General features: G+C 62.3%; 22 protein-coding genes. 12 read left to right on the top strand and 10 right to left on the bottom strand.

The annotated features are described in order from the left end of the window. Positions 1 to 55 precede the first annotated feature (55 nt). The 6 genes from RE429_RS13925 to RE429_RS13950 form a co-directional block, all read right to left on the bottom strand. Positions 56 to 1,552 carry an ATPase domain-containing protein gene (locus RE429_RS13925; RefSeq protein WP_414471344.1) on the bottom strand — a complete coding sequence of 499 codons (1,497 nt, stop codon included), beginning with the start codon at positions 1,550 to 1,552 and terminating at the stop codon, positions 56 to 58. Then, positions 1,542 to 1,892, bottom strand: a complete 351-nt coding sequence (locus RE429_RS13930) for a HigA family addiction module antitoxin (RefSeq protein ID WP_414471345.1) — start codon at positions 1,890 to 1,892, stop codon at positions 1,542 to 1,544. Before RE429_RS13930 ends, RE429_RS13925 begins: the two co-directional genes overlap by 11 nt. A gap of 617 nt (positions 1,893 to 2,509) precedes the next feature. Continuing rightward, a complete protein-coding gene (locus RE429_RS13935) occupies positions 2,510 to 3,565 on the bottom strand; it encodes an ABC transporter ATP-binding protein (protein ID WP_414471346.1) in 1,056 nt (351 codons plus the stop codon). 121 nt (positions 3,566 to 3,686) lie between these two features. After that, a complete protein-coding gene (locus tag RE429_RS13940; RefSeq protein WP_414471347.1) occupies positions 3,687 to 4,499 on the bottom strand; it encodes a carbohydrate ABC transporter permease in 813 nt (270 codons plus the stop codon). 32 nt (positions 4,500 to 4,531) lie between these two features. Further along, positions 4,532 to 5,410 (bottom strand): carbohydrate ABC transporter permease, encoded by an 879-nt coding sequence (locus RE429_RS13945; protein WP_414471348.1) that lies wholly within the window; start codon positions 5,408 to 5,410, stop codon positions 4,532 to 4,534. A gap of 103 nt (positions 5,411 to 5,513) precedes the next feature. Further along, positions 5,514 to 6,770 (bottom strand): ABC transporter substrate-binding protein, encoded by a 1,257-nt coding sequence (locus RE429_RS13950; RefSeq protein ID WP_414471349.1) that lies wholly within the window; start codon positions 6,768 to 6,770, stop codon positions 5,514 to 5,516. A gap of 339 nt (positions 6,771 to 7,109) precedes the next feature. Here RE429_RS13950 and RE429_RS13955 point away from each other — a divergent pair, with 339 nt between their 5' ends. After that, entirely contained in the window at positions 7,110 to 7,499 is a 390-nt protein-coding gene (locus tag RE429_RS13955) for a hypothetical protein (protein WP_414474203.1), read from the top strand. A 635-nt stretch (positions 7,500 to 8,134) separates the two neighbouring features. Further along, complete coding sequence (locus RE429_RS13960) at positions 8,135 to 8,542, top strand: integrase arm-type DNA-binding domain-containing protein (RefSeq protein ID WP_414471350.1); 408 nt, start codon at positions 8,135 to 8,137, stop codon at positions 8,540 to 8,542. Between the two features lie 254 nt (positions 8,543 to 8,796). Here the strand turns inward: RE429_RS13960 and RE429_RS13965 are convergent, their stop codons facing one another. From RE429_RS13965 to RE429_RS13980, 4 genes are all read right to left on the bottom strand, one after another. Continuing rightward, positions 8,797 to 9,975, bottom strand: coding sequence for an acyl-CoA desaturase (locus RE429_RS13965; RefSeq protein WP_414471351.1), 1,179 nt, complete (start codon positions 9,973 to 9,975; stop codon positions 8,797 to 8,799). A gap of 730 nt (positions 9,976 to 10,705) precedes the next feature. Next, positions 10,706 to 11,794, bottom strand: a complete 1,089-nt coding sequence (locus tag RE429_RS13970; RefSeq protein ID WP_414471352.1) for a sensor histidine kinase — start codon at positions 11,792 to 11,794, stop codon at positions 10,706 to 10,708. Positions 11,795 to 11,796: 2 nt separating this feature from the next. Beyond that, positions 11,797 to 13,293 (bottom strand): ATPase domain-containing protein, encoded by a 1,497-nt coding sequence (locus tag RE429_RS13975; RefSeq protein ID WP_414471353.1) that lies wholly within the window; start codon positions 13,291 to 13,293, stop codon positions 11,797 to 11,799. Beyond that, a complete protein-coding gene (locus RE429_RS13980; RefSeq protein ID WP_414471354.1) occupies positions 13,235 to 13,633 on the bottom strand; it encodes a HigA family addiction module antitoxin in 399 nt (132 codons plus the stop codon). Before RE429_RS13980 ends, RE429_RS13975 begins: the two co-directional genes overlap by 59 nt. A gap of 250 nt (positions 13,634 to 13,883) precedes the next feature. Between RE429_RS13980 and RE429_RS13985 the strand changes: the two genes are divergently transcribed. The 10 genes from RE429_RS13985 to rpsU all read left to right on the top strand — a co-directional run bounded on the left by RE429_RS13985 (position 13,884) and on the right by rpsU (position 19,320). Then, positions 13,884 to 14,132: a DUF6894 family protein gene (locus tag RE429_RS13985; protein ID WP_414471355.1), complete on the top strand. Its 249-nt coding sequence runs from the start codon at positions 13,884 to 13,886 to the stop codon at positions 14,130 to 14,132. A 245-nt stretch (positions 14,133 to 14,377) separates the two neighbouring features. Beyond that, positions 14,378 to 15,787: an alpha,alpha-trehalose-phosphate synthase (UDP-forming) gene (otsA, locus tag RE429_RS13990; protein WP_414471356.1), complete on the top strand. Its 1,410-nt coding sequence runs from the start codon at positions 14,378 to 14,380 to the stop codon at positions 15,785 to 15,787. Between the two features lie 435 nt (positions 15,788 to 16,222). Beyond that, positions 16,223 to 16,471 (top strand): ParB N-terminal domain-containing protein, encoded by a 249-nt coding sequence (locus RE429_RS13995; RefSeq protein WP_414471357.1) that lies wholly within the window; start codon positions 16,223 to 16,225, stop codon positions 16,469 to 16,471. A gap of 392 nt (positions 16,472 to 16,863) precedes the next feature. Further along, on the top strand, positions 16,864 to 17,073 hold the full coding sequence (locus RE429_RS14000; protein WP_414471358.1) for a cold-shock protein: 210 nt from the start codon (positions 16,864 to 16,866) through the stop codon (positions 17,071 to 17,073). A gap of 112 nt (positions 17,074 to 17,185) precedes the next feature. Next, positions 17,186 to 17,413 (top strand): hypothetical protein, encoded by a 228-nt coding sequence (locus tag RE429_RS14005; RefSeq protein WP_414471359.1) that lies wholly within the window; start codon positions 17,186 to 17,188, stop codon positions 17,411 to 17,413. A 344-nt stretch (positions 17,414 to 17,757) separates the two neighbouring features. Beyond that, a complete protein-coding gene (locus tag RE429_RS14010; RefSeq protein WP_414471360.1) occupies positions 17,758 to 17,967 on the top strand; it encodes a cold-shock protein in 210 nt (69 codons plus the stop codon). Positions 17,968 to 18,074: 107 nt separating this feature from the next. After that, positions 18,075 to 18,275 (top strand): hypothetical protein, encoded by a 201-nt coding sequence (locus RE429_RS14015; RefSeq protein ID WP_414471361.1) that lies wholly within the window; start codon positions 18,075 to 18,077, stop codon positions 18,273 to 18,275. Between the two features lie 37 nt (positions 18,276 to 18,312). Beyond that, positions 18,313 to 18,672: a DUF6481 family protein gene (locus RE429_RS14020; protein ID WP_414474204.1), complete on the top strand. Its 360-nt coding sequence runs from the start codon at positions 18,313 to 18,315 to the stop codon at positions 18,670 to 18,672. Positions 18,673 to 18,739: 67 nt separating this feature from the next. Continuing rightward, complete coding sequence (locus RE429_RS14025; RefSeq protein ID WP_414471362.1) at positions 18,740 to 18,934, top strand: hypothetical protein; 195 nt, start codon at positions 18,740 to 18,742, stop codon at positions 18,932 to 18,934. A gap of 83 nt (positions 18,935 to 19,017) precedes the next feature. Then, a complete protein-coding gene (rpsU, locus tag RE429_RS14030; RefSeq protein ID WP_414471363.1) occupies positions 19,018 to 19,320 on the top strand; it encodes a 30S ribosomal protein S21 in 303 nt (100 codons plus the stop codon). Positions 19,321 to 19,537 lie beyond the last annotated feature (217 nt).

Below are 19,537 nucleotides of genomic sequence, written 5' to 3' on the forward strand. Positions count from 1 at the left end.
AATACATTTGAGGATTGCCGCTCATACTCAACAGTCTTCGCTCAACAGTCTTCGCTCAACGGTCTTCGAGCAGCCGGTCACGGTCGTGGCTGGCGAAGACTGGCGTGCCGCGCAGAACGCCTTGGAAGCCCGTGAGAGGCTCTCCCACGGCAATGCCCCTGCTGTCGATCCGGATCTCGCGAATGGTGTTCTCGTGCGAGCCGAACCGCTTCTTGATGATCGAGATCGCCCGCCGAACCTGGCCGTAAGCCTCGAAGTAACGCAGCAGGATCACGGTATCGGCCAGGTAAGTGACGTCGACGGGAGACTTCATGTCACCGACAAGTCCGTGCTGGGCGACCGTGAGGAAGGTCGACGCCCCCTGCCGGTTGAGGTATTGCAACAGCTCGTGGATATGCAGGGTGAGAAACTGCTCCTCCGGCATGGCGGCCTGATAGCCGTTGAGGCCGTCGACGACGACGGTCTTAACGCCCGAGCGATCAACCCTGGCGCGCACCCGGTCGGTGAACTCACCCGGCGAAAGCTCAGCGGCATCGACCTGTTCGATGAACAGATTGCCGCTGGCGCACAACGCCTGCAGATCGATGCCCATCAGCTTGGTTCGGTCGATCAGGAGACCAAGCTCCTCGTCGAAAATGAACAGGGCCGCCTTCTCCCCACGGAGAGCGGCAGCAACAGCGAACTGCACCGTCAGAAGGGATTTGCCCGACCCAGACGGCCCCACGACCAGCGTGCTGGAGCCCTGCTCGATGCCGCCGCCAAGGAGCGCGTCGAGTTCACCGATGCCGCTGGTCAGCACGTTGCGGGCAAAGCCTGTCCTATGCTCGCTGGAGATCAGACGTGGAAAGACCTGGACACCGCCCTCGGCAATGATGAAGTCGTGGAAGCCGCCCCGGAAGGACTGGCCGCGGTACTTGATCACGCGCAGGCGGCGGCGCTCGGCTCCGTAGGTCGGCGTAAGCTCCTCCAGGCGGATGACACCATGGGCGAGGCTGTGAACGGTTTTGTCGTTCGCATCCGTGGTCAGGTCATCCAGCATCAGCACCGTTGCGCCTTGCTTGGCGAAGTAGTGCTTCATTGCCAGGATCTGGCGGCGGTAGCGCAAGGAGCTTTGCGCCAGGAGCCGGATCTCGGACAGGCTGTCGATGACGATCCGCACCGGTTTGGCCCGGTCGATCGCCTCGAACACCGCCTTGGTGGTTTCGCCGAGTTCGAGATCAGACGAGTAGAGCAGGCTCTGCTGGTGCTCGTCGTCGAGAAGGTTCTCCGGCGGCACGAGCTCGAACACCTGAACGCCATCGCCAAGGGCCCAGCCATGCGAAGCCGCGCCCTCGCGCAGCTCCTGCTCGGTCTCGGACATGGTGATGTAGAGCCCGGCTTCTCCGGCCTTCGCTCCTTCGAGCAGGAACTGGAGCGCGATGGTGGTCTTGCCGGTGCCGGGGCTGCCTTCCAGGAGATAGACGTGTCCGGGTGACAGCCCTCCGATGAGGATGTCGTCCAGCCCTGCAACCCCGGTCCGCGCTTTCGGGGAGGGTTGAGGCTTACCGGTCATGACGAAGTCCAATCTCTTTCTGAAGGGCGGCTGGAAGGGTGTGGGTCGGGATCTGCCCGAGCACGCCGGCGAGTGCCTGCTCCGCGTGCCAGAGGTCGTGCCGTTGCTGCCGGTCAAGCCAGAAGTGAGGCGTCGTGCCCGAGAGACGAGCCAAACGAGTGGCCATCTCGGGACTGACCGAAGCCGTCCCGGCGAGAACGCGATGGAGCGTCTGACGCGCGATGCGAAGCTCCCGGGCAGCCCGGCTGACGGAGAGCCCAAGGCCAGGCAGGATCCGGTCACGCAGGATCCAGCCTGGATGGGGCGGCGACACCGCAAGGGCATCTCGGGGGCGGATCATGCGCTTACCTTGGACTCAACCAACTGTAGCGTTATGGGTGACAGGTCGCCGAAAACAAGGGCTGCCGCCGTTTCGAGCATTCGAGATCCATCTGCTCGCCCTACCCGGCCTCCAGGAACGTTTGGTTTTTGAACGTTTGGTTTTTGAACGTTTGGTTTTTCCTCGTCATTCCAGGGCGCGAAGATCAGCCCCGAGTCATGGAATAACGAAACAGCCGGTGAAATGAAGGTCCGCCCACCACCTCATGGGCGCGCCAAGATGCCTCTTCCGGGATCTGCCAAGGGAAGACATCCGGAACCGTCATGGAGACGGCCGGCCATGGACCTGGCTCGATTGCCGTCGCAGAGGACGGGGCTGACGTCAGCGCCTCACGCAGTCCAAGGCGCGTCCGCTCCAGCATCGGGTGTGACATCGCCCCCCATCCGATGGCGTCGGTCTCCGATCATGGCTCTTGAGCATCATTTCACGCAAAACCGGTGCCCACTTTTCACGTTCGATGCTCTATGTTTTCGAGCATCTTTTCACGCAAAACCGGCGCCCACTTTTCACGTCCGATGCTCTATGTTTTCGAGCATCTTTTCACGCAAAACCGGTGCCCACTTTTCACGTTCGATGCTCTAGATGCGCTTGCCGGTCTGCTCATCGAAGAGGTGAACGAACTTTGGATCGGGCGTGACACGGATCTGCTGGCCGGGCTGAGCGTTGACGCGCTCGCGGAAGACGCCGACGACATCGGAGCCGCCGAATTTCGCGAAGACCTGCGTTTCCGATCCCGTAGGCTCTACGACAGCCACCTCGGCCGGCAAACCGTTCGAGTCGTCGAGAATGAAATGCTCCGGCCGGATGCCATAGATGATCCGCTGCCCATCCGAGGCTGCAGGCGCATTCGCCACCGGCAGGGCCGTGCCGCTGTCCGAGACGAAGCGCCCTCCCTGAAGGTGACCTTTCAGGAAGTTCATGGCCGGCGAGCCGATGAAGCCGGCGACAAAGAGGTTTGCCGGACGATCGTAGAGGTCGAGGGGCGCACCGATCTGCTCCACGATGCCGTCGTGCATCACGACGATCTTGTCCGCCATGGTCATGGCTTCGATCTGGTCGTGCGTCACATAGACGGTCGTCGTCTTCAGGCGCTGATGCAGCTGCTTGATCTCGGTACGCATCTGCACGCGCAGCTTGGCGTCGAGGTTGGAGAGCGGCTCGTCGAAGAGGAAGACCTGTGGGTCGCGCACGATGGCGCGGCCCATGGCGACGCGCTGGCGCTGGCCGCCCGAGAGCTGGCGCGGGTAGCGGTCGAGGAGCTTGGTCAGGCCGAGAATCTGCGCCGCCTTGCCGACGCGCTCTTCGATCTCCGGCTTCGGCGCCCTCCTCAGCTTCATCGAAAAAGCCATGTTGTCCGCGACCGTCATATGCGGGTAGAGCGCATAGTTCTGGAACACCATCGCGATGTCGCGGTCCTTCGGCGGGAGATCGTTGACGACGCGCGACCCGATGCGGATTTCACCGCCGGAGATGTTCTCGAGCCCCGCGATCATCCGCAGCAGCGTCGACTTTCCGCAGCCGGAAGGCCCGACGAGAATGACAAATTCGCCATCGTCGATGGCGATGTCGACGCCGTGGATGACCTGGGTCTGGCCGTAGGCCTTGCGAACATCGACGATCTGGAGTGAAGCCATGTCAGTTGTCCTTAGCTGTCGCATCGGCGGAGAGAGCCACCGTAGGGCCCATTCGCCAGAGCGGTACAAACGCCGTTGGTTGGAGAAGAAGAACAATCCGCCGGGAACGCCCTGCCCTGGGCTATCCCTTGACGGCTCCCATGGTCAGGCCACTCACCACGTAGCGCTGGAAGATCATCGTCAGGACGAGGGCGGGCGCCATGATCGTAACGGAGGCCGCCATGACGCCGCCCCAGTCGATATCGGCATAGGAGAGGAAATTGAACACGGCGATCGGCAGCGTCCTGGTCTTCTCCATGCTGAGCACCTGAGAAAAGAGGAAGTTGTTCCAGGAAAAGATGAATGCCAACGTCGTGGCCGTGATGATGCCGGGTCCGGACAGGGGAAGAATGATCCGCAGGAAGATGTAGTGGCGCGTCGCGCCGTCGACCATCGCCGACTCCTCGAGTTCCAGGGGAATGGTCTCGAAGTAGCTCGACATGATCCAGACCACGATCGGCAGGGCGATCAGAACGTGGCTCAGCACCAGCGCCACGTAGGTATCCATCAGGCCGAGGCGGGAGAAAATGATGTACCACGGCATCAGAAACGAGATGCCCGGCATCAGCCGCGCCAGGAGGATCACCAGCGCGAGCCGCCGTTGAGAAAATCGTGCGATGGAATAGGCCGCCGGAAGGCCGAGCAGGAGTGAGACCCCCACTGAGAAAACCGCAACGATCGTCGAATTGATAAAGTACCGGATGAAATCCTGCTCTCCGAAGACCCTGTAATAGTTCTGGAAGGTTGGGCTGAAGACGAATTTGGGCGGCCAGGCGACGATGTCGACCTGGGTCTTGACCGAGGAGACCAGCATCCAAAGGAATGGCAGCAGTACAATCGTCGCCAGCATGACGACTGCGCAGTAGAATAGAACCTTGAGTCCAATTTTTTTCATGATCGATTCTCGTCCCGCGCCGAAATGACAGGTCAGACCGCCGTTCGCTTGCCCAGTCGTGTGATAGCCACGCTGCACGCAAGGACGACCAGAAAGAGCACCACCAGGATGACCGCAGCCTGTCCCATGCGGAAATACTCGAAGCTGTACTTGTAACCGATGAGGTTGAGCGTCTCCGAGGCGTAGCCCGGGCCTCCGCCTGTCATCGCGAAAATGATGTCGAAGGTCTTGAGGGCATCGATCAGGCGCAGGATGACGGCCGTGACGATGACCGGCATCACCATCGGGATCGTGATGAGCCGGATGATCTGCCATTCGTTTGCGCCATCGATCCGCGCGGCTTCCGCCGGCTCATCGGAAAGAGCCGCGAGGCCGGCGAGCACGATCAGCGTGATCATGGGAGTCCATTGCCACACATCGACGATGACGAGGGAGAAGAGGACGGTGCTGGCGTCGGAAATCCAGGCGCTGGTCGGCAGCCCGAGCGTTTCCAGAACGTAATTCGCCAACCCGATCGTCGGATCGTAGAAAAGGTTGAACACGATCCCCACCGCGACCGGTGTCGCGACCAGAGGCAGGAGGAGCAGAAGCTTCACCACGTTCCGACCGACGAAGGCGCGATTCAGCAACAGTGCGGCCGCCACCCCGAGCACGGCCTCCACGGCCACGGCCGAGATGGTGAAGACCATCGTGCGCCACAGCGCCTGCAGAAAGCGGGGCTCGATCAACACCTGGCCGTAGTTGTCGAGGCCGACGAAAGACGGTGGAGCACCCGACGTCAGCGTCCAGTTCGTCAAGCTGATATAGGTGGTGTAGACGACCGGAAAGACCATGAGCAGCGCGACGAATAGGATCGCCGGCAGGGGGTAGATCCAACGGATATTGCTGTCCGCGTAGCTGTTATGGGTCATGAATTCTCGTCGGGTGCAAGCGCGAGGCGCGCCAGGTAGTTCAGATCCAGGTACTTTAGATCGGTGCCGTGCCGCCCGAAGGCGGCACGGCACTTCGGTGCTTTTACTGCCCGTATTCGCCCGTGTCGCGCAGCAGCTTGTTGACCTTGGCGGCGCGGTCCTTGGCCATCTCGTCGATTTGCGGCGACGCGCCCTTCGTGTTGATCGATTCAAGAACGATCTCACCGATCAGGTCGCGGGCCTCGCCGACGGCGCTCATGAAGGGCCGATCGGTCGGATAGCCGTTCTTCGCCACGAACGCGCGCGTCTCGACGAGGCCGGGATCGACCTTGGCCACGACGGCCTGATCTTCCCAAACCGACGTCCTTGCCATGGTGATGTTGGCGACCATCGCCTTGGCGGCGAGTTCCTTGCTGGTCGCCCAATCGAGGAAGGTCTTCGCCAGATCCTTCTTCTTCGATTGGCTGGCCATGGCGAGCCCCCAAGAGGTCGCGTAGAAGGGGGAGTTGGTCTTTGGCCCGGCAGGGAAGTTGGCGATACCGATCTTGTCCGCCCCGAGCGACGTCTTTGCGGGATCGGTAATCTGGCCATAGAAGACGGACGCATCCGTCCACATGGCGATACGGCCTGCCTGGAACAGCGGCAGGATGTTTTCCCACGACATGGACGTCACGCCGCGGGGGCCGTAGCTTCCAATCACCTTGCCATAATAGCGGATGCCATCGACGGCCTCTTTCGAATCGAAGACCGCCACGCCCTTGTCGAGATACTGGCCGCCGAAATTATAGATGTAGCTGGAGAGTTGGGTCACGGCCGCTGCGCCCTTCCCACGGGAAGCGAGGCCCGCGACACCTCCGGTGTTGAGTTTCTCCGCAGCGGCTGCCAGCTCGTCGAAATTCGTCGGAACCTTGAGGCCCGCGGCGGCAAGAAGGTCCTTGCGATAGAACAGAACCTGCCATTCGGTCACCAGAGGAACGATGTTCGGATTGCCGTCGTATGTCACGATGCTCACCGTATTGGCCGGGTAATCCGAGAAATCGTAGCCGACCAGGGGTTCATACCACTTGTTCTTGGCGAAGAGTTTCCCGTCCTGCAGCGGTCGCGTCATGAACACGTCGACCGAGGACGAGTTCGTGGCGAACTCAGTGGTCAATTTGGTCGAGAGCTGGCTTTCCTGGAGGCTCTCGGCGTTGACCTTGATGCCACTCTGCTGCTCGAATTCCGGAATCGCCGCCTTGATAATGTCGCCATACGGATGGTTGGCCAGAAGGACACGGATTTCCTTCGTCTGTGCCAGCGCTCCCCCGCTCAGACTCAGTCCGAGGGCTATGGCTAGGCTGAATTTCAAAGTCGCTCTCATTTTTCCTCCCATTGGGCCGGTGCAGCAGTACGCTTGCGCGGCACCGGATTCTGTGCCATTCGGCGATAAGCGCGCGTGGAACGCAGGCCCACAACCACTGCAGGGCTACCGCCGTTCATACAGCCGCCCATCTCGTACGGCAAGCGACCGATGCATGGGCCAGGCCGGTCTCTCAAGCCCTCAGCCTTGCTGTCGGCAGAACGCCGTTCGTTCGCTTTGGGCTCGTTCCGGAATCGAAGATCGGTGCTGTACTGCTTCCTTCATGGGAGGCATGCTTCGTTTCGGCATGCCCGACCAGGATGCCCAACCAGCATGCCCAACCAGAAGGAGTCAGCCGTCATGAAGTGCCTGCGCATCTATGCCACCGCGGACGGCGAGTCGCGTTTCGATGAGGTCGAATTGCCCACGACGAAGCGGTCGGTGCACCCCGAGGCCGTGCCGTTCGACGTGACAGCCAGCTATCCGGCGTCCCGCGTCCGCATCACCCACATCCCGGCGGGCATGCGCGAGGTTGCTTGGCATACGGTCCCGGAGCCGGTGCTGACGGTCAGGCTGGATGGTTCTGTCGAATACGAGACGAGCGACGGAGAGGTGCGCCACGTTCCGGCGGGGAGCTTCGTATTGGTTGAGGACACACACGGTAAGGGCCACCTGTCGCGCCATTCCCCAGAGGCGCAGACAGTCATCTGGATTTCGCTACCGAACGGCCTCGAACTGCCGCCCGCATAGCCCGTCCGGGCACGCTGTCGGCGCCGATGCCGAAGGTCTGCCTTCCACCTTTCAGGAACATGCGGCCGTCCGACCGTCGCAATCTGTCAATCCGATGTCTCCTTCGGACAAGCAGACCTCTCGGCTGTCCCTAGAGTGCCCTCGGCGCAGAATGCCTCGGTGGGGTGACTTATGCGCCCAGGAGACCACGGACGGCACGTGCGGTTCGATCTCGAGCACCCGCGCGTTCGGAAACGGCTCACGCAACTCCGGAAGCGCGACCTCATTCGCCGTCCTGGCTCGGCCACGCTGGCCTTCAGGGTCTTCGCTGGCGATGCTCCCGGCCCTGGTCGGGGAGCTGCGGCATGGGAGGGAACCGTGACGAGGATCCTGCTAGCCGCCCTTGCCCTCGGCTTGGGGACGACGGCCGCCAAGGCCCAGATCGGGCCGCCGGTCTCGCAACGAACCTGCTCCGCCAACCGCGAGCTTGTTCTGCGGCGAGGCGCCGTCGTCCTTGACACCGGTCCTTTCACCTATGAACGCTTCGTCGGGACCGGTTCGGAATGTGCAATCGAACAATACCCCGAGCCGGTCTGGGTGCCCAGCGCCGACAATCCGCAATGCCCTATCGGCTTCCGATGCAGGGACGGCCACCGATGAAGTCCGTTCGAGGAAAGAGGCGTGTGGTCCAGTACCGCTGTCCGCCAGGACGAGCTGGGCGCATTCGGCGCTCCACGCTTGGAGCCTATGGCGAGAGCCCCACTCCCGATCAGGCTCGGAGCATCGCCGTTCAGGTCAAGGGCGAGCTGGCCCAAGGCATCGACCCGGTCACGCAACGCGCGCTGCGTCACGCCGGAGCCCTGCGCGCCACCCAGAAGCAAAAGCGGACGACCGCCCCCTCTGTCGCGGCCATTGCGACCACGTTCATCGAGCGCCACGCCAAGCCGTGCCCGAGGAGATGGCGCGAGTACGAGCGTAGGCTCCGGGACGATGTTCTGCCCGCATGGGGATCGCGCCCGACCACCGAGATCCAACGCTCAGAGGTGACGCCCTCCTCGATGTGATCGCGGAAAGACGCAGCGCTGCTTTGGCCGACCATGTGCTGGCGGTCGTCCCCAAGCTGTTCAACCGGCACGCCGCCCGGGGCCGCGACCGGGTGCTGAGCGATGGCGAGATCAAAGCCCTCTGGCAGGCCCTGCAGCAGATCCCCTACCCCTTTGGCCCCTTCGTTCGGCTTTTGCTGCCGACGGCCCAGTGCCGGGACGAGGTCGCGCACATGCGATGGCGCGAGATCGATGGCGACCTCTGGACTCCTGTATTACCCTGCCGCGGCAACCAGCCGGGTGCCCACCGCTTCCAGGATCATGCGGTGCGCCCGTTCGGCGATGTCCTCCAAGGAGCGCGTCTTCACGAACATGGTCGATGCGCGGGCCAAGATTTCGTCCCTCGTGGGAACATGCGGCAGATGCACATGGGCCAGCACCTCGTGCGCCTTGTGCTGGGCGGCGGAGAGCTTCACCCGGAGATCGGTGAGACTGGGGGTGGTTTCCAGAGCATGGCTCACCTTGGCCGAAATGCTCTCCACATTGAAGGTCGCCACGAGATCGGCGGCCGCCCGGTCGATCACTCGCGAACCGAGCTTCTGCTCGTTCCTGAGCACCGCTTCGGGCGGACTCTTGAGATCCCATACCAGGCCGATCCACGAGAGCGCCTTGAGGATGTAGAAGGTCGGGTCGATCTCCCACCAGCGGAAGCCCTGGCGCGCGCTGGCCTGATAGGCATGATGATTATTGTGCCAGCCCTCGCCCATGGTGAAGAAGGCCAGCAGCCAGTTGTTCCGGGAGTCGTCGCCCGTGACATAACGCTTCGAGCCGTGCACGTGGGCCAGCGAGTTGATGCAGAAGGTGGCATGGTAGACCGCCACCGTGCTCCAGAAGAAGCCGACGACGAGGCCCGGCCAGCCGGCGATCAGGAAAGTCATCACGGCAAGCACGGCGGCAGGAACGAGCTCGTATTTGTGGAGCCACATCAACTCCGGATACTTGGTGAAGTCGCCCACCTTCACGAGATCAACGGTGTCGTGCTTGCGCGCGAAGATCCACCCCACATGGGCAAAGAGAAAGCCGGTGTGACGCGGTGAATGCACGTCGTGCTCGGTATCCGAGAACAGGTGATGGTGCCGGTGCTTGGCGGCCCACCACAGCACGCTCTTCTGAGCGGTGCTCTGGGCAAGGCACGCCAGAATGAATTGGAGGACGCGGCCGGTCGCATAGGAGCGGTGAGAGAAATACCGGTGATAACCTGCGCCGATGCCGAAGATGCGCAGCCAATAGAGGGTGACACCGATGGCGGCTGCCTGCCAGGTCACACCCGTCCAGATGGCCGCAAAGCAGGCCAGGTGAACCAGGATGAAGGGGATCGTCTGAGGATAGACAATGTCGTCGTGGACGGGGTGATCGTCATGGCGCGGCTGCTTCGGAGGAGACGTGGAACTCATTCTGAACCCATAAGATGATAGGTGGCGCTTGGCATGGTGATAGCGGAGCAAGCCCGCGCATGGCATTGTTTAGCTGTAACCCATATCCAGGGAAAGCCGGGCTTCATGCGACTTAGTGGGCGCTGGCCGAGAGGCCGGAGGGGCCCACCCGAAAGGGCGGACTATCTGGCTCCTCCTTGTTACAACATCCGGAAGAGGTCGACGAGCGGCACAGCAGATGAACCGAATCTCCACTCACCGCACCAGAAACAGACCAAAGCGCTTCTTCCGCCTCGCGCCGCATTGAGACCTTCTACTGGCAGACACCACAATGGCCTCGGCCTCCTCTCATGGCACGATAACGGACTGTCGAGGTGTGTCGGTGAGCCCTAGGGCCCCGGTCGACCGTCTGGAATGGGCCAACGCTATGCCAAAAGTGTGGATGGCGACCTTCAAAGCCAGCGACAGCAGGGTGTGCCGCCAGTGGAATGCCCGATTCGGCAGTGCCTCCTTGACGAGCACGAGCTTCTCAAGCTTGCGCGGCTCGACCCCAAGCCGGTCGGCTCATTCCTCCAGCGCCGAGGCATAGAGATGGGACAGGACCAGGGTCCGGCCCGACGCAGCGATCTTCAGGCGCACCAGTTCCTGCAGAGCCTGCCTCAGCAGGTCACGGTTCATGGAAAAGGCTCTTGTTGTTTGAGAAAGACGCCTTTTCTTCACAAAACCGGCATCCACTTTTGCGGAAAAGGCTCTAGACCACAGGGGCATCAACCGTGCACACGACACCTGTTGGAGGAAAGGCGATCTCCACCCGCCCATCGAGATCCTGCGCCAGGCTGCGCTCGATCAAACGCGAGCCGAATCCGCGCCGCTGCGGTGCCTTCACCGGCGGGCCGCCGCTCTCGGCCCAGCGTAGGCTCAACCGGGGTGGCGCAGCCCCGCTCTGCACCGTCCACGACACCTCCACGATGCCGACCTTGTTGGACAGAGCTCCATACTTGACCGCGTTGGTGGCCAGTTCATGCAGCGCCATGGCCAGCGCCAACGACATGCGGGGCGTGAGCCGCACATGCGGCCCAGCGATGCGAAGCCGGTTCTCGTTCGAGGTCTGGTACGGCTCCAGCGCTCGCGTGACGACTTCGATCAGGTCGGCGCCCTCCCAACTCTCGCGGGTGAGCACGTCGTGCGCCCGTGACAGGGCGAGCAGCCGCATCTGGACCGCCTCCTTTGCGTCCTCCGAGGCGGCATTCGTGCGCAAGGTTTGCGTCACGATGGACTGCACCGTGGTAAGGGTGTTCTTCACGCGGTGGTTCAGTTCGCCGATGAGCAACTGCTGGTGCTCGGCGGCACGCCTGGCTTGGTCGAGCGCGGCCGTCAGGCGCTTTTCCGCCGTGTGCATTTCCGCCAGACGAGCGCGCGCCTCGTATTGCCGCTCCCGCCCCCGCAGGGCCGTCCGGGCCACGCTCACCAGGGTTCCGGCATGGAACGGACGCTCCAGGAAGGTGACATTGCCGAGGATCTCGGTCAGGCGAGCCAGAGCAGGATTACGCTCGACCCCGCCCCCACGCTGGGTTAGCAGCACGAAGGCAAAGTCGGACCAGGCGGGCTGGGCCGCCAGCCAGCGGGACAGATCCGTCAGGTCGGCGGTGCGGAAAGCCTCATCGGTGATGAGCGCAAAGCCTGCCTCTCGTTCAAGCTCCCGGACCAAGGTCGGCAGATTCGGGCAGATTTGGGTCGCGATCCCAACGGTGCGCAGAATATCGGCCGCGACGGCGGCATCCCGCCCGTGCGGCGCCAGGATGACGGCCCGCATCGCGTGGGGATGAGCCAAGGCATCCATGCTCAACGGTCTTCCAGCAGAGAGGCACGATCCTCGTCTACCAACTCCGGCACGCCGCGCAGCACGCCTTGGAAGCCTCTGAGCGGCTCGCCGACCGCAATCCCGCTGCCGTCGACCCGGATCTCGCGTATGGTGTTCTCATGCGAGCCGAACCGCTTCTTGATGACGGACAAAGCCCGCCGCACCTGGCCGAAGGCCTCAAAGTAGCGCAGCAGGATCACCGTGTCGGCGAGATAGGTAACGTCGACGGGAGCCTGCATGTCGCCCACAAGCCCGTGCTGGGCCACGAGCAGGAACGTCGAGGCGCCCTGCCGGTTCAGGTATTGCAGCAATTCGTGCATGTGCAGCACCAAGAACTGCTCTTCCGGCATGGCAGACTGATAACCGTTGAGGCTGTCGATCACGATGGTCTTGACGCCATGCCGATCCACCCGGGCGCGCACCCGGTGCGTGAACTCGCCCGGCGAGAGTTCGGCAGCATCGAGCTGCTCGATGAACAGGGTCCCGGCCGCGCACATCGCCTCCAGATCAATCCCCATCAGTTTCGTTCGGTCGAGCAGGAGACCGAGCTCCTCGTCGAAGAGGAACAAGGCGGCCTTTTCGCCCCGCTGAACGGCAGAGACCGCGAATTGGACGGCGAGAAGCGATTTCCCCGATCCGGCGGGTCCCATCACCAGGGTACTGGAGCCCTTCTCAATCCCGCCGCCCAGCAAGGCGTCGAGTTCCTCGATCCCACTGGTGAGCACGTAACGGGCAAAGCCCGTCTTGTGCTCGCTGGAGATCAGACGCGGAAAGACCTGGACACCACCCTCGGCAATGATGAAGTCGTGGAAGCCGCCCCGGAAGGACTGGCCACGGTACTTGATCACCCGCAAGCGGCGGCGTTCGGCCCCATAGATTGGGACCATCTCCTCCAGGCGAATGACGCCATGGGCGAGGCTGTGGACGGTCTTGTCGTTGGTGTCGGTGGTCAGGTCATCCAGCATCAGCACCGTTGCGCCTTGTGTGGCGAAGTAGTGCTTCATCGCCAGGATCTGGCGGCGATAGCGCAGGGAACTCTGGGCCAGCAGGCGGATCTCGGACAAGCTGTCGAGCACGATCCGCACCGGCTTGGCCCGGTCGATGGCCTCGAACACCGCCTTGGTGGTCTCGCCGAGTTCGAGGTCGGACGAGTAGAGCAGGCTCTGCTGATGCTCGTCGTCGAGCAGGTTTTCGGGCGGTACGAGCTCGAACACCCGAATGGCAGCGTCCAAGGACCAGCCGTGCGAAGCCGCGCCCTCGCGCAACTCCTGCTCGGTCTCGGACATCGTGATGTAGAGGCCGGTCTCGCCCGCCTTGGCACCCGCCAAAAGGAACTGGAGCGCGATGGTGGTCTTGCCGGTGCCGGGGCTGCCTTCCAGGAGATAGACGTGGCCCGGGGCAAGTCCCCCGGCGAGAATGTCATCGAGGCCCGCGACGCCGATCTGCGCTTTGGGGAGGGACTTGGATTGAGCGATCATGCAAAAGTCCGATCTCGGCCTGGACGGCCGGCGGTAGGGAATGGGTCGGGATCAGTGCCAGCACCCTGGCCAGCGCCTGTTCGGCATGCCAGAGGTCGTAGCGCTGCTGGAGATCGAGCCAGAACTGCGGGGTGGTTCCCGACAAGCGGGCCAGACGGGCGGCCATCTCGGGGCTGACCGCGGCCGTTCCGGCCAGAACCCGGTGGAGGGTCTGGCGGGCAACGCGAAGCTCGCGGGCGGCCTGGCTGACGGAAAGGCCAAGGCCGGGCAGCACGTGATCCCGAAGCATCCCACCGGGATGGAGCGGGGGCTGTAGGCAGGCATCGCGGTTTGGAGCCATGATCCTGCTTTCGGTAGAGCTGATTGTAGCGTTATGGGCGACAGCACGCCGGAAGCAAGAGGACGGCCTGCACGGCCGCGCGGTATATCGTGGAATGCAGGTATCTCAAGTAAGGTATCTCAAGTATCTGAGGGGCGCGTCCGAACGGAACCGTCATCCCGGTGTTGTCCCACATCGCCGGGATGAGTGTTTCAGGCACCGGCGACCGAGAGATGCGTGCGCTCCCGCCTGCAGCAGAGGGGAGCGTCCGATGGACCGCTTCTATTTCGACATTCACGACGGTGAGCGTTTCACCCGCGACAAGGTGGGAAACCTGTGCCCGAGCCGCAAGGCGATGCGCGATGCCGCCATCAAAGTGCTGCCGGACATCGCTCGCGATGAGCTACCCGATGGCGACCAGCGGGATTTCACCGTGAAGGTCAGAGACGCGAGCGGACAGTATCTTTTCCAGGCAACTCTTTCACTCACGTCCAACTGGCTCGAACATCAGGATGGGTGAGCCGAGGGCGGGTCGAGAATCCCAGCCACGGAACCATAGCGCTCACAAACGCTCCGTGCAGCTCTCTCTCAGGCCGGCCGGGCAGACGATCGAAGAGACGAAGCGGGTGATTGAAAAATCTCGCAAGCTGCCGGATCGCCCGACCGGCTCGCACCCTCCGAAACGCCCTGATCGGAAATGAATGACAAGACCAGCCGGGATCGAATACCTCACAGTGCCTGTCTCTGAACAGCCCGGAGAGCTTTGTGCCCCGCCTCGTCGTCGTGTCCAATCGGGTGTCGATCCCCGATCCCACCGGCAAGGGTTCCGCCGGCGGTCTGGCGGTTGCTCTGCGCGAAGCCTTTCAGGGCCAGGACGGTTTATGGTTCGGCTGGAGCGGTAGAGTTTCGGCCCATCCATCGACCGAGCCGAAGATGATCGACAAGGGCCATGTGCGCTATGCCCTGATGGATCTGACCGCCACGGACCGCAAGGAATATTACAGCGGGTTTGCCAACCGGGCGCTCTGGCCCGTCATGCATTACCGGATTGGTCTGTCGGAATTCTCCCGCGCGGACTACGCCGGCTACCTGCGGGTCAACCGGACCTTCGCAGGCGCGCTGGCGCGGCTCATCCGGCCGGACGATCTCGTCTGGGTGCACGATTACCATCTGATCCCGTTGGCCTCCGAGCTGCGGGCGCTGGGCGTAGCCAACCGGATCGGCTATTTCCATCACATTCCCTGGCCCGCTCCGGAGGTCATCGGAACCTTACCCGGAAGCCAGGACTTGCTGCGTGCGATCACGGATTACGATCTCGTCGGCGTGCAGACCGAGCGGGATGCGGACAACCTCCGGCGTGGCATCCTCCAGGAGTTCGATGCCGCCCAGCGCGCATCTGACGTGATCGTCCTCGATGGCCGCCAGACACGGGTGAAGGGCTTCCCCATTGCCATCGACATGAGCGGCTTCGAGCAGGCTGCCCGCCGCCCTGCCACCCATCGCCTGATCAAGCAGACCGTCGCCAACCTCGGCTCACGCAGCCTCATCATTGGAGTCGACCGCCTGGACTACTCGAAGGGCATCCCCGAGCGAATGGAAGCCTTCGAGCGCTTTCTCATCAGCAACCCCGATCAGCGTGGCCGCGTGACTTATCTCCAGATCGCTCCGACGAGCCGCAGCGAGGTCCCTGAATACGCCTCACTGAGCCGAACCGTGAGCGAGACCCTCGGGCGGATCAACGGGGCGCACGGTGAGCCTGGCTGGGTGCCGATCCACTACGTGACGAGCGCCTACCCCCGCAGCGTGCTGGCGGGTCTGTATCGCATCGCCCGGGTGGGCCTCGTCACCCCCATGCGCGACGGCATGAATCTTGTGGCCAAGGAATATGTGGCCGCGCAGGATCCGGAAGATCCCGGTGTGCTGGTGCTGTCCAAGTTCGCCGGGGCTGCGGAGCAGCTCGGCAGTGCTCTGATCGTCAACCCCAACGACAAGTTCGAGGTAGCCGAGGCCATCAACACGGCCCTCCACATGGACCAGGTCGAGCGGATCGCCCGCTGGCGGCGGATGATGGAGGTGCTCCGGCGCTATGACATCTCCTGGTGGACCAATGCCTTTCTGAAGGAACTCGCGGGCCAGCGGAGAGCCGGCAAGGCGCGGAGCCCGGCACCAGTCTAGGGCGAATGTCAAAGATTCTCGACGTGCCGGCCAATACTACCCTTGCAGGACTACCCTTGCAGGCGCCAAAACGGGTGAAACAGGAGAAGAAGCATGATCGGTGCTGTGAGTTTGCTCAGGGGTGTATCTCCGGTTGGGGACGTCCAGCGCCGCCATCCCTGCTTATTGCCAAGCTGACACCGTTCGCGCACGTATCGTGATCGTCAGTGTTCCCAGAGCATCGAACGCAAAAGTGGGTCCCGGTTTTGCGTGGAAAGATGCTCAAGCAAGTGGAGCCTCGAACGCAAAAGCGGGTCCCGGTTTTGCGTGCAAAGATGCTCGAAAGAAGAGGCTTACGGCATCGGACGTGAGTTTGATTTCACGTCCGATGCTGTAGGCAACCCCTCCTGTGCCGGATAAGCTACGAGGGATCATGACAGGGCTGGAGCGGCCGAGATGATGAAGAGGCAGACACTTGCAATCCAAGACATCTATGTGCCGGTGCAGCGGCGCCAGACGATTGATTCCAAGAAAGTCGAAGCCCTCGCAGAGAGCATGATGGAAAAGGGGCAGGAAGTGCCAATTCTCGTGCGGCCTGACGGCCAGCGGTTCGTCCTGGTCGAGGGCCTGCATCGGCTGGAAGCCTGCAAGGCCCTCGGAGAGACCACGATCCCGGCATATCTGGTGCAGGCGCGGAAGCATTGATCGGCGTTCGGCGCCGGAGCGGAACAGCTCAGTCACAGGCCTTGGACGGAGCCGGACAGGGGGCAGATCGCGTTCGAACCGAGGCCGCGGCCCTTTGCGGGTGGCGCGGTGCTCGCCCCTGCAGAGCCTGAGGGCGATACGAGCCGGGCGCGCGCAGGAGGATGCCGCATCCTCATTCGATCCCATCCTCGTGCCTGTCACCCCTTGAAGCAGACCCTTGTAACGGCCAGCATGCCGCCCTATCGTTCCGGCATCGAGAATTGGCCGACGACTGAGCTGCTGCGCTGACCGAGCATCCGCACGGACGACCTCCCCAAGCATCGATACCCACCAAGCCAAGGCGTTCATGCATCTTGGCCCCACCTGATCATGAACAGGGAAAGGAACTCGTCATGGCAACCGGTACAGTCAAGTGGTACAATGAAACAAAGGGCTATGGCTTCATCCAGCCTGACGCTGGCGGCAAGGACGTCTTCGTTCATGTGTCCGCACTTGAACGCGCGGGCCTGCGTGGTCTGGCTGAAGGTCAGAAGGTCTCCTACGAGATCGAGTCCGACCGCCGCACCGGCAAGGAGTCAGCCTCGAACCTGAAGACGGCCTGATCAAGCCCTCTGGTCCCACGTTTCGGAATGGAGGCCGCCTTAGCTAAGGCGGCCTCTGCTTTTTGCAGGCGGTACCGCCTGGTGCGCCGAGCCAAGGAAAGGAACACGAAAATTGGCCCGCAAGAACTCTAAACCGGTCGAGAGCGGCTATGCCCTCTTCGACGTACTCTATGAGGATGGCTCCCGTAGCTCGAACCGACGTGTTCCACGCTCCCTTCTGGGCGGGCTTGACGGTGATGAACCGGCCAGGAGAGCTATCGAGGAGCAGGACAACGCCATCGCCGAGAAAGCCGGTCGGCCCCGCATTACGATCAAGAAGATCACACGTTCACCCATTTAGCGTGAACTGGCCGCCGCGCAGGAATTTCCCATCGTGATCTTGATGGTTTACGGTGGAATCGTCCGCTTCCGAGATCTCATCAGACTATTTTCTAGCGAGTTGCGCGCGAAAATCTTGTCAGACAGTCCGGTTCTGCCGCAATTTCAAAGCCGCCTCTTGAAAAAACTCGGGTTAAGGCCTATATTTTTATTATCGACTTTGGCCGGACAATCGGGCCGTTTCGCTGTTGGCACTGCCAGGCGCACGTTCAGACTCTCTCCAAATCATCGACGAACCGAGTTGAGGTCGCACTTTCGTGTGCTTTCGCTCACGTGCATCCGCATCAACCGCGAAAGGTTATTCCCATGATCACGGGCACCGTGAAATTCTATAACGACATGAAGGGCTTCGGCTTCATCCAGCCGGATGATGGCAGCAAGGACGTGTTCGTCCACGCCACCGCCCTCGAACGCGCCGGCATGCGCAATCTCGTCGAAGGCCAGAAGGTTTCCTTCGATACGGCCGAGGACCGCCGCTCCGGCAAGATCGCCGTCAACAATATCGAGAACGCCTGAGAATGATCGGGCGCAAACCATAAGCGCCTCTCCGAAGCCGCTCCCGGGTGGAGCGGCTTTTTCTTTGCAAAGCTCCGTCATTCGATGGTCAACCAAGTGAGGTAGCGATGTACACGTTTCGAAAAGCCCCTCCTGCGAAATCGGTCATGTTCATGGTGAACTTTGAGGATGGCCGCACGGCCTATCTGTGGATCGATGATCCAGCAAAGGCGAACGATACCTGGGCTATCGGCGTGATCGCCCAAGCCCAGCAGGAGCAAGGCTCCCTGCCGGAAGGCACGATCACCAGCATCAGGCGTGTCCGATAGTCGGCACAGGTCAGACAAGGCATCCGCATTGAGATCGATAAGTGGAATGAAGCAGAAAGATTTTAGCGAACGCCTGAGCGCCGCCAGAGACGCAAAGCAGGCCATGGCGGCCAGGTTTCGTCAGCGGCCAGGGCCAGATGATCCGGCGGTTGCAGAACGGCGGGCCGGTCGAGCGGCCGTGAGCGCGGCGCGGGATGCTCGCATCGCTGAGCGGGAAGCCCAGCGCCTGGCCGAGGATGCCCGCCTTGCTACGGAGCGTGAGGCCCTCGCGGCAGAACAAGCCGAGCAGGAAGCACGCACGGCTGTCGAAATGGCCGCGAACGAGGTCAAGCTGGAGGCCGAGCGCAAGGCCGCCCGTGATGCCCGTTACGCAGCCCGCAAAGCACGGAAGTCGTGACCTCTACCGAGCCACATCCTGATGACTGCGTTCCATCCAGTTCATTCAGCAACGAGGAGATTGACCGATGTCTCACAAGTTCAAGGTCCGGCAACTGGTCCGGCTGAAGCAGCCCGGCTTTTCTGACGCCCAGACGACCACAGCTGGTGTTTACGAGGTCGTACGGCTGATGCCGGCCGATCAGACCGGCGAGGTTTCTTACCGCATCAAAGCAGGTTCGATCGAAAGAGCCGTCCGCGAGGGCGAAATTCGCAGCACGTAGAGCCAGTCTCTCGGGCTTATTGGCTACCCTCCGGCCGTCGCATGCTGCGACGGCCCGGACACAACGAATAGAGAGGACATCCTTTGCAGGTCTCGGTACGCGACAACAATGTCGATCAGGCGCTCAGAGTGCTCAAGAAGAAGATGCAGCGCGAAGGGATCTTTCGCGAGATGAAAGCACGGAAGTCCTACGAGAAACCCTCGGAGCGCAAGACGCGCGAGAAGGCGGAAGCCGTGCGGCGCAGCCGCAAACTGGCCCGTAAACAGGCCATCCGGGAGGGGCTGATCGCCGCTCCCAAGCCCAAACCCCGTTTTTCCGGACCGCGTCGGCCCGCAGCAGTTCCCAGCACCGCATCCCCCACTCCGGCGGCAGAGCCGAAGATTTAGCCTGCTCCGAGGCAGAAGCTCGTCTTGAGCCTGGGCTTTCCAAGTGGCGCACGGAGAATTGCGCGTCACTTGGCACCTCAATCGTCAGAGCCGAACCTGGAAAGTCAGCCGATCATCTCGATGATGTGGCGGAGTTCCTCGCGCGAGAGGCTGGATGGTTGTGGTTTGGCCGCGACCTTGACCGGCGGGATGTCTTTCGGTGGCTGCGGTTTGTGCT

It is taken from the genome of Microvirga sp. M2 (assembly GCF_047497095.1).
Classification (GTDB): domain Bacteria; phylum Pseudomonadota; class Alphaproteobacteria; order Rhizobiales; family Beijerinckiaceae; genus Microvirga.

Coding starts and splice junctions, on each gene's coding strand:
- RE429_RS13925 (WP_414471344.1), bottom strand. CDS start 1,552: ATGACCGGTAAGCCTCAACCCTCCCCGAAAGCGCGGACCGGGGTTGCA.
- RE429_RS13930 (WP_414471345.1), bottom strand. CDS start 1,892: ATGATCCGCCCCCGAGATGCCCTTGCGGTGTCGCCGCCCCATCCAGGC.
- RE429_RS13935 (WP_414471346.1), bottom strand. CDS start 3,565: ATGGCTTCACTCCAGATCGTCGATGTTCGCAAGGCCTACGGCCAGACC.
- RE429_RS13940 (WP_414471347.1), bottom strand. CDS start 4,499: ATGAAAAAAATTGGACTCAAGGTTCTATTCTACTGCGCAGTCGTCATG.
- RE429_RS13945 (WP_414471348.1), bottom strand. CDS start 5,410: ATGACCCATAACAGCTACGCGGACAGCAATATCCGTTGGATCTACCCC.
- RE429_RS13950 (WP_414471349.1), bottom strand. CDS start 6,770: ATGAGAGCGACTTTGAAATTCAGCCTAGCCATAGCCCTCGGACTGAGT.
- RE429_RS13955 (WP_414474203.1), top strand. CDS start 7,110: ATGAAGTGCCTGCGCATCTATGCCACCGCGGACGGCGAGTCGCGTTTC.
- RE429_RS13960 (WP_414471350.1), top strand. CDS start 8,135: ATGAAGTCCGTTCGAGGAAAGAGGCGTGTGGTCCAGTACCGCTGTCCG.
- RE429_RS13965 (WP_414471351.1), bottom strand. CDS start 9,975: ATGAGTTCCACGTCTCCTCCGAAGCAGCCGCGCCATGACGATCACCCC.
- RE429_RS13970 (WP_414471352.1), bottom strand. CDS start 11,794: ATGGATGCCTTGGCTCATCCCCACGCGATGCGGGCCGTCATCCTGGCG.
- RE429_RS13975 (WP_414471353.1), bottom strand. CDS start 13,293: ATGATCGCTCAATCCAAGTCCCTCCCCAAAGCGCAGATCGGCGTCGCG.
- RE429_RS13980 (WP_414471354.1), bottom strand. CDS start 13,633: ATGGCTCCAAACCGCGATGCCTGCCTACAGCCCCCGCTCCATCCCGGT.
- RE429_RS13985 (WP_414471355.1), top strand. CDS start 13,884: ATGGACCGCTTCTATTTCGACATTCACGACGGTGAGCGTTTCACCCGC.
- RE429_RS13995 (WP_414471357.1), top strand. CDS start 16,223: ATGATGAAGAGGCAGACACTTGCAATCCAAGACATCTATGTGCCGGTG.
- RE429_RS14000 (WP_414471358.1), top strand. CDS start 16,864: ATGGCAACCGGTACAGTCAAGTGGTACAATGAAACAAAGGGCTATGGC.
- RE429_RS14010 (WP_414471360.1), top strand. CDS start 17,758: ATGATCACGGGCACCGTGAAATTCTATAACGACATGAAGGGCTTCGGC.
- RE429_RS14015 (WP_414471361.1), top strand. CDS start 18,075: ATGTACACGTTTCGAAAAGCCCCTCCTGCGAAATCGGTCATGTTCATG.
- RE429_RS14025 (WP_414471362.1), top strand. CDS start 18,740: ATGTCTCACAAGTTCAAGGTCCGGCAACTGGTCCGGCTGAAGCAGCCC.